At 71.5% G+C, this 15,900-nt stretch carries 13 protein-coding genes and 2 tRNA genes; 8 read left to right on the top strand and 7 right to left on the bottom strand.

Features of this window, described 5'->3' with window-relative positions; translation table 11 throughout:
• Positions 1-5 precede the first annotated feature (5 nt).
• Positions 6-2,822, bottom strand: coding sequence for a helix-turn-helix transcriptional regulator (locus Pme01_RS01600; RefSeq protein WP_275408480.1), 2,817 nt, complete (start codon positions 2,820-2,822; stop codon positions 6-8).
• A 219-nt stretch (positions 2,823-3,041) separates the two neighbouring features.
• Here Pme01_RS01600 and Pme01_RS01595 point away from each other — a divergent pair, with 219 nt between their 5' ends.
• The gene (locus Pme01_RS01595; RefSeq protein ID WP_239087956.1) at positions 3,042-3,809 is read left to right on the top strand and encodes a DUF1345 domain-containing protein; all 768 of its coding nucleotides are present in this window, start codon (positions 3,042-3,044) and stop codon (positions 3,807-3,809) included.
• Here the strand turns inward: Pme01_RS01595 and Pme01_RS01590 are convergent.
• Complete coding sequence (locus Pme01_RS01590) at positions 3,793-4,716, bottom strand: 3-methyladenine DNA glycosylase (RefSeq protein WP_168113020.1); 924 nt, start codon at positions 4,714-4,716, stop codon at positions 3,793-3,795. The two genes, Pme01_RS01595 and Pme01_RS01590, sit on opposite strands and share 17 nt — an antisense overlap.
• Before the next feature lie 93 nt (positions 4,717-4,809).
• Here Pme01_RS01590 and Pme01_RS01585 point away from each other — a divergent pair, with 93 nt between their 5' ends.
• On the top strand, positions 4,810-5,628 hold the full coding sequence (locus tag Pme01_RS01585) for a shikimate 5-dehydrogenase (protein WP_168113021.1): 819 nt from the start codon (positions 4,810-4,812) through the stop codon (positions 5,626-5,628).
• Positions 5,629-5,637: 9 nt separating this feature from the next.
• On the opposite strand, the gene Pme01_RS01580 is transcribed toward Pme01_RS01585, so the two are convergent.
• The gene (locus Pme01_RS01580) at positions 5,638-6,105 is read right to left on the bottom strand and encodes a hypothetical protein (protein WP_168113022.1); all 468 of its coding nucleotides are present in this window, start codon (positions 6,103-6,105) and stop codon (positions 5,638-5,640) included.
• Positions 6,106-6,193: 88 nt separating this feature from the next.
• Here Pme01_RS01580 and Pme01_RS01575 point away from each other — a divergent pair, with 88 nt between their 5' ends.
• The 3 genes from Pme01_RS01575 (at position 6,194) to Pme01_RS01565 (ending at position 7,279) form a co-directional block, all read left to right on the top strand.
• Complete coding sequence (locus Pme01_RS01575; protein ID WP_168113023.1) at positions 6,194-7,009, top strand: fumarylacetoacetate hydrolase family protein; 816 nt, start codon at positions 6,194-6,196, stop codon at positions 7,007-7,009.
• A 97-nt stretch (positions 7,010-7,106) separates the two neighbouring features.
• Positions 7,107-7,178: transfer RNA gene (locus Pme01_RS01570), tRNA-Gln, on the top strand.
• A gap of 28 nt (positions 7,179-7,206) precedes the next feature.
• A tRNA-Glu gene (locus tag Pme01_RS01565) sits at positions 7,207-7,279 on the top strand.
• Positions 7,280-7,396: 117 nt separating this feature from the next.
• On the opposite strand, the gene Pme01_RS01560 is transcribed toward Pme01_RS01565, so the two are convergent.
• On the bottom strand, positions 7,397-8,083 hold the full coding sequence (locus tag Pme01_RS01560) for an IclR family transcriptional regulator (RefSeq protein WP_168113417.1): 687 nt from the start codon (positions 8,081-8,083) through the stop codon (positions 7,397-7,399).
• Positions 8,084-8,132: 49 nt separating this feature from the next.
• Between Pme01_RS01560 and leuC the strand changes: the two genes are divergently transcribed.
• The 3 genes from leuC (at position 8,133) to Pme01_RS01545 (ending at position 11,075) form a co-directional block, all read left to right on the top strand.
• Positions 8,133-9,542: a 3-isopropylmalate dehydratase large subunit gene (gene leuC / locus Pme01_RS01555; protein ID WP_168113024.1), complete on the top strand. Its 1,410-nt coding sequence runs from the start codon at positions 8,133-8,135 to the stop codon at positions 9,540-9,542.
• Positions 9,543-9,553: 11 nt separating this feature from the next.
• Positions 9,554-10,141, top strand: a complete 588-nt coding sequence (gene leuD / locus Pme01_RS01550) for a 3-isopropylmalate dehydratase small subunit (RefSeq protein ID WP_168113025.1) — start codon at positions 9,554-9,556, stop codon at positions 10,139-10,141.
• A gap of 157 nt (positions 10,142-10,298) precedes the next feature.
• Positions 10,299-11,075: an HU family DNA-binding protein gene (locus Pme01_RS01545; RefSeq protein WP_168113026.1), complete on the top strand. Its 777-nt coding sequence runs from the start codon at positions 10,299-10,301 to the stop codon at positions 11,073-11,075.
• A 68-nt stretch (positions 11,076-11,143) separates the two neighbouring features.
• Here the strand turns inward: Pme01_RS01545 and Pme01_RS01540 are convergent, their stop codons facing one another.
• From Pme01_RS01540 to Pme01_RS01530, 3 genes are read right to left on the bottom strand one after another with little or no spacing between them, the layout of a single operon-like run.
• Positions 11,144-12,025 (bottom strand): NUDIX hydrolase, encoded by an 882-nt coding sequence (locus Pme01_RS01540; protein WP_168113027.1) that lies wholly within the window; start codon positions 12,023-12,025, stop codon positions 11,144-11,146.
• On the bottom strand, positions 12,022-13,548 hold the full coding sequence (locus Pme01_RS01535; RefSeq protein WP_205863596.1) for a CYTH and CHAD domain-containing protein: 1,527 nt from the start codon (positions 13,546-13,548) through the stop codon (positions 12,022-12,024). Before Pme01_RS01535 ends, Pme01_RS01540 begins: the two co-directional genes overlap by 4 nt.
• Complete coding sequence (locus tag Pme01_RS01530) at positions 13,541-15,859, bottom strand: RNA degradosome polyphosphate kinase (protein WP_373315429.1); 2,319 nt, start codon at positions 15,857-15,859, stop codon at positions 13,541-13,543. The genes Pme01_RS01535 and Pme01_RS01530 overlap by 8 nt, the downstream gene beginning before the upstream one ends.
• Between the last annotated feature and the right edge of the window lie 41 nt (positions 15,860-15,900).

The following is a 15,900-nucleotide window of genomic DNA, read 5'->3' as shown; positions in this document are numbered from 1 at the left end:
GGCACCTACCCGTGTCTGAGGACCTCGCGGGCGATGTCCACCCGCGAACGTGCCTTGAACTTCACGAGGATGTTGGACACGTGCGACTGCACCGTGCGAGGCGAGAGCAGCAGCTCGGCGGCGATGTCCGGATTGGACAGTCCTTGCGCCACCAACCCCGCGATCGTCACCTCGGTGGGCGAGAGCGCGGCCCAGCCGTACGTGGGCCGGCGGCGCGGACCTCGCGCCCCCCACCGGATACCGTACGGGCGGACGCTGGCTGCGGCCCGCCGTAGATCCCATTGGGCGCCGAGGCCCGCGTACACCTCCATGGCCGGCGCCAGGGCGCACTTCGCGGCCTGGCGTTCGCCCCGCCGTGCCAGCACGAGCGCCAGGTCCTCGCAGGTGCGGGCGTACTCAACGGTGCGTCCGGCCGCGTGCAGGTAGCGGCCGGCTCTCGTCAGGAGATCGGGGTCGCCGGTGAGCAGCCCGAGGCAGCGCTCCACGGCCGCGACCCGGCCGGGGATGGCCGGCCCGGGATCCCGCTCGCACAGCTCGGTGGCCTGGCGCGCGGTGTCGAGATCTCCGATAGCCATGGCGGCCCGTACCACGTCGGGCAGGGGAGTGTGGCGCTCCATCCGCGCGTACCGCGGTTCGAGGAGCTCCCGCCACTGGAGTACGGCGTCCTCGGGTCGGCCGTCGCGCTCGGCCAGCATCGCGCGGGCCGCGATCAGGAAGCCACGGTTGGCCACGTCGAACGCGGTCGAGGTGTGTTGATCGGGGTACGCCTCGACCCGGGCCGAGGCGGTGGCCCGATCGTCGCGGTGGCAGGCGATGAGCGCGCGGACCCCGACCGCGATCGGTGCCAGCCGGGGGCTTTCCGGCAGGTCGCCGGCGGTCTCAAGCTCCGAGAGCGCGTCGTCCCAGCGTCCGGTCCAGAAGTGTACGACCGAGGCGGGCGCGTGGAAGCGCGCGAGCCCGGCGTACCCGGCCCGCCGCTCCGCCAGGTCCCGCGCGTCGGCGAGGCTGCGCTCGGACTCCGCCAGGCGGTCGAGGATCGACAGCGCCAGCGCCCGGTTGCCGAGAAGCAGCAGCCGCAGCTCGAGGTGCTCCATGTCGTCGGCGAGCAGCTCCAGCGCGCGGTCGAGATGGCCGAGTCGGGTTTCCTGGTCCCGGCGCATCAGGGCGATCGTGGACAGGCTGAGCAGGCAGTACCCGATCGCCAGCCGGTCACCGGAGGCGGTGGCGGAGGCCAGGCTCGCCGCCGCGATCGCCTCCGCCTCGTCGAGGTCGTCCACGGAGGTGGAGTGGATGCGGGCCGACATCGCCTCCAGGCGCGCCCGCCATACGGCCGGTACGTGGGGCTGGCGCAGCCCGTGCTCGACCACGCGCCGCGCGTCGCCGTAGCCGCCGGCCCGCAGCAGCCGCTCGCCGAGGATCCACCGCATCTCCGCGGCGAGCGCCGGGTCGCCGGTGTGCGCGAGGACCTGTCGTGCCCGCGCCTCGGCGTCGCGCCCCAACCGGAACAGCACCCGTACCAGCGCGCCGGCCAGTACCTCCCAGTGCGGCGCCCCCGGCAGTAGCTGGCCGACGGCGCGGTCCAGCAGCTCCGCGGCGACGGTCGGCGCGCGGTCGATCAGTTGCGGGGCGGTACGGGCCAGCCACCCGGTGGCCCACCCGTCCACGGCGGGGCCGGCCGGCAGCAGTTGGGCGGCGACCCGCTCCGCGCCCGCGCCGGTGGCGGCGAGCGCCTCGGCCGCGTGCCGGTGCAGGGCCGACCGCACCACGCCCGGCATCTCCTCGTACAGCGCCTGGCGGATCAGCGGGTGCCGGAACGACAACCGGATGCCGGGCGTGATGACACCCGCCGCCGTCGCCTCGGCGAAGACGCCGTCGAGGTCGCGGGGTGGCTGTTGCAGTACCGCGGCCACGTCGTCGAGCGAGAACTCCGGACCCAGGAGCGTGGCGACCCGTAGTGCGGTGGTCGCGCCCGGGGACAGGAAGCCCAGCCGTCCGGCGATCGCCGCGGCGAGCGTCGCGGGAGCCCGCCTCGTCGACCCGCCCACCAGCTCCGCCCGCCCGGCGGCATCCGCCGCGATCGCCGCCTCCCGTACCAGCGCGTCGACCAGTTCCCGCAGGTACAGCGGGTTGCCGCCGGCGTGCGCCGACAGCGACCGCAGCCTGGGCCCGGCGGGCGCGCCGGCGAGCCCGGCGACCAGTTCGGCGACCATCGGCTCCGGCAACGGACCGAGCCGGATCAGGGTGCCGCGGGACACCGCCTCGGCGCGCAACCGGTCCAGCTCGGCGCGGTGCGGCACCGGCCGGTACGCGCCGACCAGCAGCAGCGGGAGGTGCTCCACGGTGCGGGTCAGCCGCTGCCAGGCCAGTAGGCTCGTCTCGTCGGCCCACTGCAGGTCGTCGGCGACCAGAACGAGGGGACCGTCGGCGCAGAGCTTCTCCACGAAGGTCAGCGCCTCGTCGACCAACGCGGCCATCGGATCGCCGCCGGAGGCGACGGTGCCCGACAGGTGGTGTCGAAGGATCGCGGTGACGTCCAGCCGGTGCGGGTCCGCCGACCGCGACTCGATCTCCAGGCAGTCCAGCAGCAATCGGAGCGGGAAGCGCGGGCTCAGCTCGTCGGCCACGGACCATCCGATCTCGCAGCCCATCCCGGCGGCCTCGACCAGTCCGTGGTACAGCAGGGCGGACTTGCCGATGCCGGGTTCGCCCTCGACCAGGACGACGCCACCCCGGCCGGAGGCGACACCGGTCAGCGTCGATCGGAGAAGCTCCATTTCGGAGCCCCGTCCGACGACGGTGGCGGGCTCTGGCCCGGGCGACATGCACCTAAGCCTATTGGGACGTGCGCGCCGCGCGAGCCGGACGAGCTGTACGTCGGCCGCCGGCAGAAGTGCTCAGGGCGGCTGCCTGCCGGTTCAGGTGACTCTGCCGGCTGTTGATTCTCACTCACCGCAACTTTGCCCATTCCGAGAATCTGCATCTGCACGCGCATCCGACGCCGGAACCCCACCGGTGCGCGGCGAATGTACAGAATTGAAGGCGTGATCCAATCACGTTCTCAGCGCGACGACGGCCCGTCGCGCCCGACCGACGAGGCGATGGCGGCCCGCGCCGTCCGGCTGGAGCGGCTGTTCGGCAAGCTCGACCCGGCCCACCTGCCCGGCTGGCTGCGCCCCACCGGGGGAGAGACGCGCTGGCCGGCCGCGCTGGCCGTCCTGGTCGCGATCGCCCTTCAGCTCGTACTGCCGCCGAAGTTCGCGTTCGGACCGCGCTGGCTGCTGCCGCTCGTCGAACTGCTACTGCTCTGCCTGCTGGTCGCCATCAACCCGGTGCGGATCAACCGGGAGTCGGGGGTGCTGCGTACCGCCGGTATCGCGCTGATCGCCGTCGCGTCGCTCGCCAATGCCTGGTCGGCCACGCTGCTGGTCCGCCAGCTGGTGCACGGCGGCTTCGCCGACGCCGGACCACTGCTGCTCACCGGCGGCGCGATCTGGCTGACCAACGTGATCGTGTTCGCGCTGTGGTACTGGGAGGGCGACCGGGGCGGCCCCGCGGCCCGGGCCCACGCCCGCGAGGACTACCCGGACTTCCTGTTCCCCCAGATGGCCACGCCCGAGATGGTGCACCGGGACTGGGAGCCGCGCTTCGTCGACTACCTGTACGTGTCGTTCACCAACGCCACCGCGTTCAGCCCGACGGACACGATGCCGCTGTCCCGCTGGGCGAAGATGACCATGATGGGTCAGTCGGCGGTCTCGCTGCTGATCGTCGCGCTCGTGGTGGCGCGGGCGGTCAACATCCTGCGCTGACGTCGTCGCGGTTGCCGGCCCGGGCGGCGCGGTCGCCTGCTCGGGCGGCGACGTCGACCAGCGCGGCCCGCAGCGGTGCGGCCCGCTCCGCGAAGCTCCGCTGCGCGGCGACGTACTCGGCACGCCCTTCGGCGGTCTCGATCTCCACCGGCGGGTAGCCGAGGTCGGTCAGGTCGTACGGGCTGGCCCGCATGTCCAGCGTCCGGATGTCGCGGGCCAGCGCGAAGCAGTCCGCGATCAACTCGGCGCTCGTGAGGGGCTGGAGCTTGTAGGCCCATTTGTAGAGATCCATGTTCGCGTGCAGGCAGCCCGGCTGTTCGTTCTCCGCCTGGGTTTCCCTCGTCGGGCGCAGTAGGTTCAGCGGCCGGGCCGGGGCGGTGAAGAACCGGTACGCGTCGAAGTGGCTGCACCGGATGCCGCGCTCCTCGACGACGCGGGCGACGCCCTCCGGCGGCAGGCGCAGCGGCCAGGCGTTGTGCCGGACCTCGGCCTGGGTCTGCCGGTAGACCATCGCCCACTCGTGGACGCCGAAGCAGCCGAAATGCGCCGGGCGCGTCAGGGTGGCGGCGAGCAGGTCCCCGATCCACCGGACCGACTCGCCGCGCCGGGCGAGGAACGCCTCGACGTCCACCGTGAGCCCGTCCGCCACGTCCCGGTACCCGGGACCGAGGTCCACGGCCCGGTACTCGGGACCGAGGTCGGTGGCGCCGGCCAGCACGACGCCGGCTCCGGGGTGCCAGCGGCGCAACTGCGCCGGCCGGTACGAGTAGTAGGTGAAGAGGAAGTCCTCGACCGGATGCCTGACCCCGGCCCGCCGGCGGGCGAGGTGCGGCCCGACCCACGCGTCGACCCGCGCCGTGTGCGCGGCCGAGCGCTCTCGCCACTCGGACTCGGACAGGACCCTCACCCACCAAGTGTGGCAGGCCCGCCGGGTGGTCCCGGTGATGACTGGGAGAATGCGGGCTGCGAGCCGACCACCTGTGGAAAGGTCTGTACTCCCGTGGCACGAGAGATCAACAAGGACACCGTGCTGTGCATGTCGCTGGCCTCGCGGCCGAGCAACCACGGGACGAGGTTCCACAACTTCCTCTACGAGGAAATGGACCTCGACTTCGTGTACAAGGCGTTTACGACCACGGACCTCGCCGCCGCGATCGGCGGTATCCGGGCGCTCGGCATCCGCGGCTGCGGCGTCTCGATGCCGTACAAGGAGGCCTGCATCCCGTACCTGGACGCCCTGGACGACTCCGCGACCGCGATCCAGTCCGTCAACACGATCGTGAACACCGACGGCCGGCTGGCGGCGTACAACACCGACTACATCGCGATCGCCAAGCTGCTGGCCGAGTACTCGGTCGATCCGGCCGGTGATTTCGCTGTGCTCGGCAGCGGAGGCATGGCCAAGGCGGTGGTCGCGGCGCTGCGGGACGCCGGGTTCGCCTCCGGTACGGTCGTTGCCCGCAACCAGACCACCGGTACCGCCCTGGCCGACCAGTACGGGTACGCCTGGCGGCCGGAGCTGGGATCGAGCCGGCCGCGCCTGATCGTCAACGCGACCCCGGTCGGGATGGCGGGCGGTCCGGCCGCCGACGACGTACCGGTCTCCCCGGACGTCGTGGACGCGGCCGAGACCGTCTTCGACGTCGTCGCGATGCCCGCTGTGACGCCTCTTGTACGCCTCGGGCGTGACCGGGACAAGAAGGTGATCACCGGTGCCGAGGTCGCCGCGCTCCAGGCGCTGGAGCAGTTCGTCCTTTACACCGGTGTGCGCCCGACCGACGAGCAGGTGCGGCGGGCGGCGGAGTACGCCCGCTCGTAGCCGGTCCCCTCAGCGCAACTGCGCGGCGGCGTCCGGGGGCAGATGACGTGCCAGCGCGGCGGTCAGCGCGGCGCGGCCGGGAACGAGCGTGCCGATCGGCACCACGACAGGCTCGGCGCCACGGCCCTTCAGGTACGCGCTCTTGGCCGGATCCCCGTCGGCGCGGTCGGTCGGGATCACCCGCATCCGGGTGAACGGTCCCCAGCCCCGGAACCGGACCGCCCCGATCACGCCCCAGGGCACCCGCAGCTCGCCGTACTTGGGGAGTCGCAGGTCGAGGCCGGCTGGCGAGACCGTGATCCGTACCTGCCTGCGGCTCCCGAGCAGGCCCGCCTGCGCAGCCATCAGTCCGCCGATCAAGCCCGGCAGAGGAAGGTCGGTGATCAGCCAGAACGCCGTGCAGACGAGCACCGTGATCGGCACCGTCACGGCGAGCTCACGCGCGAGCGAGCTTCGGAAGACGACCGGGTCGGACATCGCGGCTCCCATCCCGTGGGACCCGCATCGTACGGGCGGCGAGCCCGCCAGCGGTGCCCGTGATCACGGTGCGGGATAGATTTGCCTGATGCGTATCGCTCGTTTCGCCCACGCCGGTGGGATGTCGTTCGGTGTCGTCGAAGGAGAGCCCGAGGCCGGTGCTGAGGCGCTGACCGTGGCCCAGATCGAGGGCCACCCGTTCGGTGAGATCCGTTTCACAGGGGAGCGCTGGGCGCTCCCCGACATCCGTCTGCTCTCGCCCATTCTGCCGAGCAAGGTCGTCGGGATCGGCCGCAACTACGCCGAGCACGCCGCCGAACTGGGCAACGAGGTGCCCGCCGAGCCGCTGATGTTCCTCAAGCCGACGACCTCCGTGATCGGACACGGCGACGTGGTACGCCTGCCGCCGCAGTCCAAGCAGGTCGAGTACGAGGCCGAGCTGGCCGTCGTGATCGGGGCGTCGGGCGCGCGCCGCGTGGACAAGGCGGGCGCCGCGAAGGCCATCTTCGGGTACACCTGCGCCAACGACGTGACCGCGCGGGACCTGCAGCGCAAGGACGTCCAGTTCACGCGGGGCAAGGGGTTCGACTCGTTCTGCCCGCTGGGCCCGTGGATCGTTACCGGGGTGGACGCCTCCGACCTGGAGGTTCGCTGCGAGGTGCTGCCGGCCGGCTCCCCGCCCGGCACCGAGCCGGAGGTGCGCCAGCTCGGGCGTACCAGCCAGATGATCTTTGATCCGGCGACACTTGTGTCATACGTGTCACACGTCATGACGCTCCTGCCTGGGGACGTCATCCTGACGGGCACGCCCTCAGGGGTGGGGCCGATGGCAGCCGGCGACACCGTGAGCGTGAGGATTGAGCAGGTCGGGACGCTGACGCACCGGGTCATGACGCTCGAATAGGGGCCCCGCCAGGGCGCCGCGACGCGCTGAGGGGGGAGCGGATTTGGCGGTGCAACGGTACTCGGGTAAAGTTCCTCCCCGGTGCAGCGAGCACCGGTGGGGTATGGGGTAATTGGCAGCCCGGCTGATTCTGGTTCAGCTAGTCTAGGTTCGAGTCCTGGTACCCCAGCTGTATCGATGTTCGCATCGATACCCTTGGCCCCGTCGTCTAGCGGCCTAGGACGCCGCCCTCTCAAGGCGGTAGCGCCGGTTCGAATCCGGTCGGGGCTACAAGGAAAGGCCCGCCACCCTTCGGGGTGGCGGGCCTTTAGCGTTACCGGGGTGCGGGAGGCAGGCGAACGCGCGGGTCAGGCCGCTACGGGGGCGCGCAGCGGCCTCAGGCGCCCGCTACAGGCCCGACAGGCGCTGCCCGGCGCGGATCACGGCCATCGCATGCCGATCGCCTGGCCGGCGTCCCAGCCGCTCGATCGGGCCGGAGATGCTGATCGCGGCGATCACCCGGCCGGTACGGTCGCGGATCGGCGCGGAGACGCTCGCCACACCGGGCTCGCGCTCGGCGACGCTCTGTGCCCAGCCTCGACGGCGTACCTCGGCCAGGGTGCGGCCGGTGAACTTGCAGCGGGGGAGCAGCGGCATCACGGCCTCGGGGGGCTCCCAGGCGAGCAGGACCTGGGCGGCGGACCCGGCCGTCATCGGCAGTACGGAGCCGACCGGGACGGTGTCGCGAAGACCACTCGACCGCTCGGCCGCCGCCACGCACAGCCGCTCGTCGGCGCGGCGCAGGTACAGCTGGGCGCTCTCGCCGGTGGCGTCGCGCAGCGCGGCCAGCATCGGCTCGGCGGCGGTCAGCAGGACGTCGGGTGCGGCGTTGGCGAGCTCACCGAGGCGCGGACCGGGCCGCCAGCGTCCCTGGGTGTCCCGAACCAGCATCCGATGGATCTCCAGGGCCTGTGCCAACCGGTGCGCGGTGGCCCGGGGAAGCTTCGTCCGCTCGACGAGTTCGGCCAGGCTGGCGCCGTCCACGCAGGCGGAAAGGATGACCACCGCCTTGTCGAGCACGCCGACACCGCTCATACTGTGTCCCACGAACCGAAACTTACCTCCCAAACTTTAGGATGTCCAGATGCTGGGAGAAGCACCACGCACCCTGTCCGAGAAGGTCTGGGACGCACACGTCGTCCGCGCCGCCGACGGCGAGCCTGACCTTCTGTACATCGATCTGCATTTGCTCCACGAAGTGACGAGTCCGCAGGCCTTCGACGGTCTGCGGATGGCCGGGCGGCAGGTCCGCAGGCCTGACCTCACGCTCGCCACCGAGGACCACAACACGCCCACCGACAACCTGATCACGATTGCTGACCCGGTCAGCCGCATCCAGATCGAGACCCTGCGCAAGAACTGCGCCGAGTTCGGGGTCCGGCTGCACCCGCTGGGCGACGCCCAGCAGGGCATCGTGCACGTGATCGGGCCGCAGCTCGGGCTGACCCAGCCGGGCATGACCATCGTCTGTGGCGATTCGCACACCGCCACCCACGGCGCGTTCGGCGCGCTGGCCTTCGGTATCGGTACCAGTGAGGTCGAGCACGTCCTCGCCACCCAGACCCTGCCGCAGCAGAAGCCGAAGACCATGGCCGTGAACGTCACCGGGGAGCTTCCGACCGGCGTCACCGCCAAGGACCTGATCCTGGCGCTCATCGCCAAGGTGGGCACCGGCGGCGGCCGCGGCCACATCGTGGAGTACCGGGGGCCGGCCATCGAGAAGTTGTCGATGGAGGGCCGCATGACCATCTCGAACATGTCCATCGAGTGGGGCGCCAAGGCCGGTCTCATCGCGCCGGACGAGACCACGTTCGCGTACCTGGAGGGCCGGCAGTACGCGCCGAAGGGCGCCGACTGGGAGCGCGCCCTCGAGTACTGGCGGAGCCTGCGCACCGACGAGGGCGCACGCTTCGACACCGAGGTGACGATCGACGCCTCCACGTTGACGCCGTTCGTCACCTGGGGCACCAACCCGGGTCAGGGCGCCCCGCTCGACTCGGTCGTGCCGGACCCGACCAGCTTCGACGACGCGGTCGAGCGCACCGCCGCTCAGAAGGCCCTGGAGTACATGGACCTGCGGCCCGGTACGGCGCTGCGGGACGTGGCCGTGGACGTCGTGTTCCTGGGCTCCTGCACCAACGGGCGTATCGAGGACCTGCGGGCGGCGGCCGAGGTGCTGCGAGGCCGCAAGGTGGCCGACGGCGTACGGATGATGGTCGTCCCGGGCTCGGCCGCGGTACGGGCGGCGGCGGAGGAGGAGGGCCTGCACGAGGTGTTCACCGCCGCCGGTGCGGAGTGGCGCTTCGCCGGCTGCTCGATGTGCCTGGGTATGAACCCGGACACGCTCAAGCCCGGCCAGCGTTCGGCCTCCACCTCCAACCGCAACTTCGAGGGCCGGCAGGGCCGTGGTGGCCGTACCCACCTGGTCTCCCCGCCGGTCGCGGCGGCGACCGCCGTGACCGGCCGTCTGACGGCGCCCGCCGAGCTGAGCTGAGGTAAGGACCCATGGAGAAGTTCACCGTTCACACCGGCACCGCGGTGCCGCTGCGTCGATCCAATGTGGACACGGATCAAATCATCCCGGCCGTGTACCTGAAGCGTGTCACCAAAACGGGTTTCGCCGACGGTCTGTTCAACGCCTGGCGCGCCGATCCCGAGTTCGTGCTCAACAATCCGGTGTACGGCGGCGCCTCCATCCTCGTCGCCGGCCCCGAGTTCGGTACCGGGTCGTCGCGTGAGCATGCCGTGTGGGCGTTGCGGGACTGGGGTTTCCGCGCGGTCATCGCGCCGCGATTCGGGGATATCTTCCGGGGCAACGCGCTCAAGGACGGACTGCTGCCGGTGGAGCTCGAAGGCGCCGCCATTGAGGTTCTCTGGAACGCCGTGGAGGCCGATCCCGCGCTTGCCGTGACGGTCGACCTCCAGGCTCGGGAAGTCCGTGCGGGCGACAATGTCTGGGCCTTCCCGCTCGACGATTTCAGTCGTTGGCGGCTACTCGAAGGACTCGACGACATCAGCCTGACGCTTCGTCATGAAGACGCTGTGACGGCTTATGAAGAGCGTCGTCCGGAGTGGAAGCCGGCTGTCATCTAGGGCTGGCACAGGGGTTTGGCCGGTGGTCCATTTGGGGCACCGGCCATATCTCTTATGCCACAACGATTTCTTTTTTCGAAAGTCTTTGTATCCTGGCAAGTGAGACGATGTTGCGTGCGCGGGATTCAATCGCGCAAGTCCAGGTACAGGGGGAATCGTGAACAAGGCAGAGCTCGTCGATGCGCTGTCAGCTCGGCTGGGGGACAAGAGGGCCGCATCGCAGGCGCTCGACGCTGTGCTGTCAGAGATCCAGAACGCCGTCACCAAGGGCGACAAGGTTGCCATTACGGGGTTCGGGGTCTTTGAAAAGAAGGTTCGTGCCGCCCGTACGGCGCGCAATCCGCGCACCGGAGAGGCCGTGAAGGTCAAGAAGACGTCCGTTCCGGCTTTCCGGCCGGGCGCCGGCTTCAAGGAACTGGTCGCGAGCGGCAAGGTGCCGAAGGCCGCCGTGGCGAAGAAGAACGCCACCAAGGCGGCGACCAAGGCCGCGCCGGCCCGCGCGACCGCCACGAAGACCGCCGCCGCCACGAAGACCGCCGCTGCCAAGGCCGCGCCGGCCCGGGCCGCGGCCAAGAAGACGGCGGCCGTCAAGACCACCAAGGCCGCCGCCGCGAAGGCGACCGCTACCAAGGCGACCGCTACCAAGGCAACCGCCACCAGGGCCACCGCCGCGAAGGCCACCGCCACCAAGGCCACCGCGGCGAAGACCACCAAGGCCACCGCGGCGAAGGCCACCAAGGCGACCAAGGCCGCTCCCGCCAAGCGCACGACCACCAAGGCCACCAGGGCCGCGGTGGCGACGACGCCGCGCAAGACCACCACGGCCAGGGCCACCACGGCCCGGACGACCGCCGCCAAGAGCACCGCCGCCAAGGGCACCGCAGCCAAGGCGACGCCGGCCACGAAAAGGGCCGCGGCCGCTAAGAAGCGCTGACCGTTACCGCCAATAGAAAAGAGCCGGGCACCTCGCCCGGCTCTTTTCTATTGCATCGCCCGCGTTTCCTACATTGGCGGGGGTTGAAGGTCGAGGCGATCCGCGCCGACGAAGTCGGTGCCCGCGAATCCGAGGACCCAGGCCGATCCCTTGGGCGTGCTCAACGAACCCGGGTCGCGTCCGAGCAACATTCCGACCACGCCCGGGATCAGCCCGCCCTGGCTGCAGACCACCGTCACGCCGTCCCGGGCGGCCAGTTCCCGGATGACCGCCGCGGCGGTCGGGGCGTCGGCACACTCGTCGAAGCGGTCGTCGACCTCGACCGGCAGGCCGGTGAGGGCGGCCAGCGGCTTCACCGTCTGGACACAGCGGTCGGGCCGGGCGCTGACGACCCGGGTCGGGGCGTACGCGGCCAGCAACGGCGCCAGCGCCTCCGCGGTGGCCTTGCCGTTCCCGTCGAGCGGGCGGTGGTCGTCGTCGCCGTCCCACGTGTCGCGGTCCCCGGCGTACGCGTGCCGCAGCAGCACGACGAGCCCGTCCACCCGCGACAGCGGCGGGTACGCCGCGAGGACGCCCCGGTCGTGCGCGTACGTGAGCAGCCGGATCGCCTGCGCCACCGGTACCCAGCGCACGTCGTCGACCTCGTCGTTGGGTACGAACTCCTCGGCATGGCGGCAGACCATGGCCCAGTAGTCGACGGACTTCTCCACATCCGGGTCGCCGGTGAGGTACTGCGTGCCGGGCAGGCGCAGGCGGGGAGCCGCGCGCACGGCCGTCTCCTCGTACACCTCCCGCACCGCACCGAGAAGCGGATGCTCGCCGGGGTCGAGCTTGCCCTTCGGCAACGACCAGTCGTCGTAGCGCGGCCGGTGGACGAGGACGACCTCGACGTCGCCACCCGCGCCGACGCGCCCGACGACGCCGCCGGCTGCTCTCACCACCCGCGTCACGACGGGAGCCAGGCGGTGAGACGCGGCTTGTTGGCCGCCTTCCAGACGGCCGGGAACATTTCGCGTACCCGCCGGATCGCGGCCCGCTCCCGCTCGTACAGCCGGCCGGCGGTGACGGCGAGCGCGTGGTTCCCCGCGTGGGTCTGGGAGATGGCCAGCCAGGTGTCGGCGGCCACCGCGGCGTCCTGGTGCTCGCCGAGCAGGTCCTGCACGTCGGCGAGGGCCTCGGCCAGGTCGGCCGCGTCCGAGCCGAGCACCGCCGCGACCGCGTCCACGGCGTACCGGGCCCGCTTGCCGCGTACCCGCGCCGCGTGCCAGGCGCCGTCCGGATCGCTCGCCGACAGCGCGGTGGCCTTGCCGAGCCGGCGCCACGGCTTGCGGACCAGACCGGGCAACACCTTGCGGGCCGGCGCGTCGGCGGCGGGCTGGAGCCGCGGTGCTCGTGCCGCCGCCAGCAACCGCTCCAGCAGTTCCAGGTAGCGCGGGGAGTCCAGCGCCGCCTCGAGGGCGCTGAGCGCCTCCTCCTGCCTGTCTGCGAGGTCGGCGTCGAAGCGGGTCAGCGCCGTCTCGTCGAGCGACGCCAGCGGGTCCGTACCCGCGGTGCGCTCCAGGCGCGACCGCAGCACCTCCGCGTCACGCGCGCCGCCGAGCAGGTCCGCCAGCCACTTGACGTCGGCGCGCAGCCCGTCCGCCCACTGCCGGTCGAGCAGGGGCCGGAAAGTCCGCAGGTCGCTGCGGAGCCGGCGGCAGCCGACCCGCATCCGGTGCACGGCGGTATCGCCGTCGGGGAGCGGTTCACGCAGGCGCACCAGCGGGTCGTACCCGAAAATCCGGCCGATATCACGGCGCAGCGTTTCCGTGATCGCGTTCGCCGCGCTGGCCTTGGGCGAGACCCGACCGGACGGCGGGGTCAGGTCGGGCGGCGTGGTCGCGGCGATACCCATGGCGCGTACATGTTTGGGCACGAAGTCGCCCTCGACCGCTCCCGCCTCGCGCAGCGCGTCGGCGACCTTGTTCAGCAACGCGCGCCGACCCGCGTACCGCTCGACCTCGACCTCCCGGAACGTCGACGCGACCCGCCGCCCCGAGAGCACCCGCACCGTGTCATCGGCGATCTCGGCCAGCAGTTGGTCGTCAGCGTCGCACAGGTCGTAGCGGCGGCGCACGGTGCGCATCGACGCCGACGGCGCGAGCGGGGCGCCCCGGTGCAGCGCGGTCAGCAGCCGTACGAACTCGCCGGGCACTGCGCCGGCCCGCCCGGTACGGGAGATCTCGCGCCGGATGCCGGTCGTGTCGGTGGGCAGCTTCACCGTCCACGGCGCGTCGTCGCCGTGGCGGTGCCGCAGCGACACTCCGGCGCGCGCCAGGCGCAGGTCGGTGGTGTCGTAGTAGGTGGCGCGCAGGGTGACCGGAGGTTTGGCCACCACCCGGCCACCGTCGGGCAGGCAGCCCGTCAGGTCCGGAACCGCGAAGGCCGGGTCGACCTCGAACTTGCGCTCCTCTTCAAGCACCTGTTCATTCAACCTTGCCCACGATGCGCCGCAGTAGTGCTTCCTGCGGGTCGACCAGAGGTTGGTCGCTGTCGGGTCGGCGCCGGTGCCAGGTGCCGTCGGCCGCGAGGTCGAACGCGGCGGTGCACTCGGCGAAGGCCTCCCGCATCACCCGGTCCAGTTCCGAGCGCGCGGCCGGGTCGACGACCTGTACCAGCGCCTCGACCCGCCGGTCGAGGTTGCGGTGCATCAGGTCGGCCGATCCGATCCAGAACTCACCGGCGACGGCGGCGGACGGGCTCTCGTCGTCGCGCGAGACGGCCCCGTCGCCGAAGCGGAAGACCCGCGAGTGCTCCAGGAAGCGGCCCACGATCGAGCGCACCCGGATGCGCTCGGACAGGCCCGGCACGCCCGGCTTGAGGGTACAGATGCCGCGGATGACCAGGTCGACGTCGACGCCGGCCCGGCTGGCCCGGTAGAGCGCGTCGACGATCTCCTCGTCCACCAGCGAGTTGGCCTTCATCTGCACCAGGCCGGGCCGGCCGGCCCGGACGTGCTCGATCTCGCGCTCGATCCGCTCGATGATGCCGCTGCGAACCCCGTGCGGCGCCACGAGCAGGCGCCGGTACGCGGTCTGCCGGCTGTACCCGGTCAGCACGTTGAACAGGTCGGTCAGGTCGGCGCCCACCTCCGGGTCGGCGGTGAGCAGGCCGAAATCCTCGTACAACCGGGCCGTCTTGGGGTGGTAGTTGCCGGTGCCGATGTGGCAGTACCGCCGGATCTGGTTGCCCTCCTGGCGTACCACGAGCGCGGTCTTGCAGTGGGTCTTCAGACCGACCAGGCCGTACACGACGTGGCAGCCCGCCTTCTCCAGCATCCGCGCCCACCCGATGTTGGCCACCTCGTCGAAGCGCGCCTTCACCTCGACGAGTACCACCACCTGCTTGCCGGCCTCGGCGGCATCGATGAGCGCGTCGACGATGGGGGAGTCACCGCTGGTGCGGTAGAGCGTCTGCTTGATCGCGAGCACGTTCGGGTCGGCCGCGGCCTGCTCGATGAAGCGCTGCACGCTGGTGGAGAACGAGTGGTACGGGTGGTGCACCAGGATGTCGCCCCCGCGCAGCCGGGCGAAGACGCTGAGGGGGATCTCACCCTCGGCGAACTGCGGGTGAGTCGCCGGTACAAAAGGGGGGTCCTTCAGGTCCGGCCGGTCGGTGTCGTTGTAGACCTGCCACAACGACGACAGGTCCAGCAGCGCCGGTATCCGCATCACGTCGTGGGCGTCCATGTCCAGCTCGCGGACCAGCAGTTCGAGAACGTGGTCGGAGATGGACGCGGCGACCTCCAGCCGTACCGGAGGGCCGAAGCGCCGACGCGCGAGTTCGCGCTCGAGGGCCTGCAGCAGGTCCTCGTCGCGGTCCTCGTCCAGCTCGAAGTCGGCGTTGCGGGTCACCCGGAACAGGTGGTGCTCGACGACCTGCATGCCGGAGAAGAGCTGGCCGAGGTGGGCCGCGATCAGGTCCTCGACCGGCAGGAACCGGGTCGACGGCCCGTCGCCGCGCTCGCGCTCCACCGCCACGAACCGGGGCACGTTGTTGGGGACCTTCACCCGTGCGAACAGCTCCGGGCCACCGTCGGGGTCGCGCACGACCACGGCGAGGTTGAGCGACAGCCCCGAGATGTACGGGAACGGGTGCGCCGGGTCGACCGCGAGCGGGGTGAGCACCGGGAAGACGTGCTCGCGGAAGTACGCCCGCATCCGCTCGCGCTCGGGCGCCTCCAACTCGGCCCAGCGCACGATCCGGATGTTCTGCGCCGCCAGCGCGGGCTGTACCTCGCCCGCGAAGCAGCGGGCGTGGCGCCCCACCAGCTCCGCCGCCCGCTCGGCGATGCGCTGCAGTTGCTCGCGGGGGAACAGCCCGTCGGCGCCACGCATCGCGAGCCCGGTCTGCTTACGGCGCTTCAGCCCGGCCACCCGCACCATGTAGAACTCGTCGAGGTTGCTGGCGAAGATGGCCAGGAACTTGGCGCGTTCGAGCAGCGGCGTCCGGGGGTCCTCCGCCAGGGTGAGCACCCGGGCGTTGAAGTCGAGCCAGGACAGCTCGCGGTTGAGGTAGCGGTCGTCGGGCAGCGCGTCGGTGGCCGGCCCGGTGGGCCGCACCCCGGTCGCGGCCGGATCCGCGGGGTCCACCACATCCGCGGGGCGGATGGTCGTGTGCCTCGCTACCCGAGCACCCCGGCGGGTCCGCTTCGCCCCGTTGGCCTGTTCGGTCGAGGCCGGGTCAGCGGATCGGGCAGTGGCGCCGGCACGGCGGGAGGAGCGCGGGCTCGGGCTGGTGGTCACCAGACAATAATGACCAGGAAAAGTGCGAGGGCCAACGAAAT

The organism is Planosporangium mesophilum, assembly GCF_016863255.1.
In the GTDB taxonomy this organism is placed as follows: Bacteria; Actinomycetota; Actinomycetes; order Mycobacteriales; family Micromonosporaceae; genus Planosporangium; species Planosporangium mesophilum.
The sequence above is the reverse complement of the archived record's forward strand: the minus strand, read 5'-3'. Positions and strand labels throughout refer to the sequence as shown.

What these genes read in the sequence shown, in the direction of transcription:
- leuC (WP_168113024.1), top strand. Translation starts at nt 8,133, where the DNA reads ATGCTGGGAGAAGCACCACGCACCCTGTCCGAGAAGGTCTGGGACGCA.
- Pme01_RS01580 (WP_168113022.1), bottom strand. Translation starts at nt 6,105, where the DNA reads ATGTCCGACCCGGTCGTCTTCCGAAGCTCGCTCGCGCGTGAGCTCGCC.
- leuD (WP_168113025.1), top strand. Translation starts at nt 9,554, where the DNA reads ATGGAGAAGTTCACCGTTCACACCGGCACCGCGGTGCCGCTGCGTCGA.
- Pme01_RS01575 (WP_168113023.1), top strand. Translation starts at nt 6,194, where the DNA reads ATGCGTATCGCTCGTTTCGCCCACGCCGGTGGGATGTCGTTCGGTGTC.
- Pme01_RS01600 (WP_275408480.1), bottom strand. Translation starts at nt 2,822, where the DNA reads ATGTCGCCCGGGCCAGAGCCCGCCACCGTCGTCGGACGGGGCTCCGAA.
- Pme01_RS01560 (WP_168113417.1), bottom strand. Translation starts at nt 8,083, where the DNA reads ATGAGCGGTGTCGGCGTGCTCGACAAGGCGGTGGTCATCCTTTCCGCC.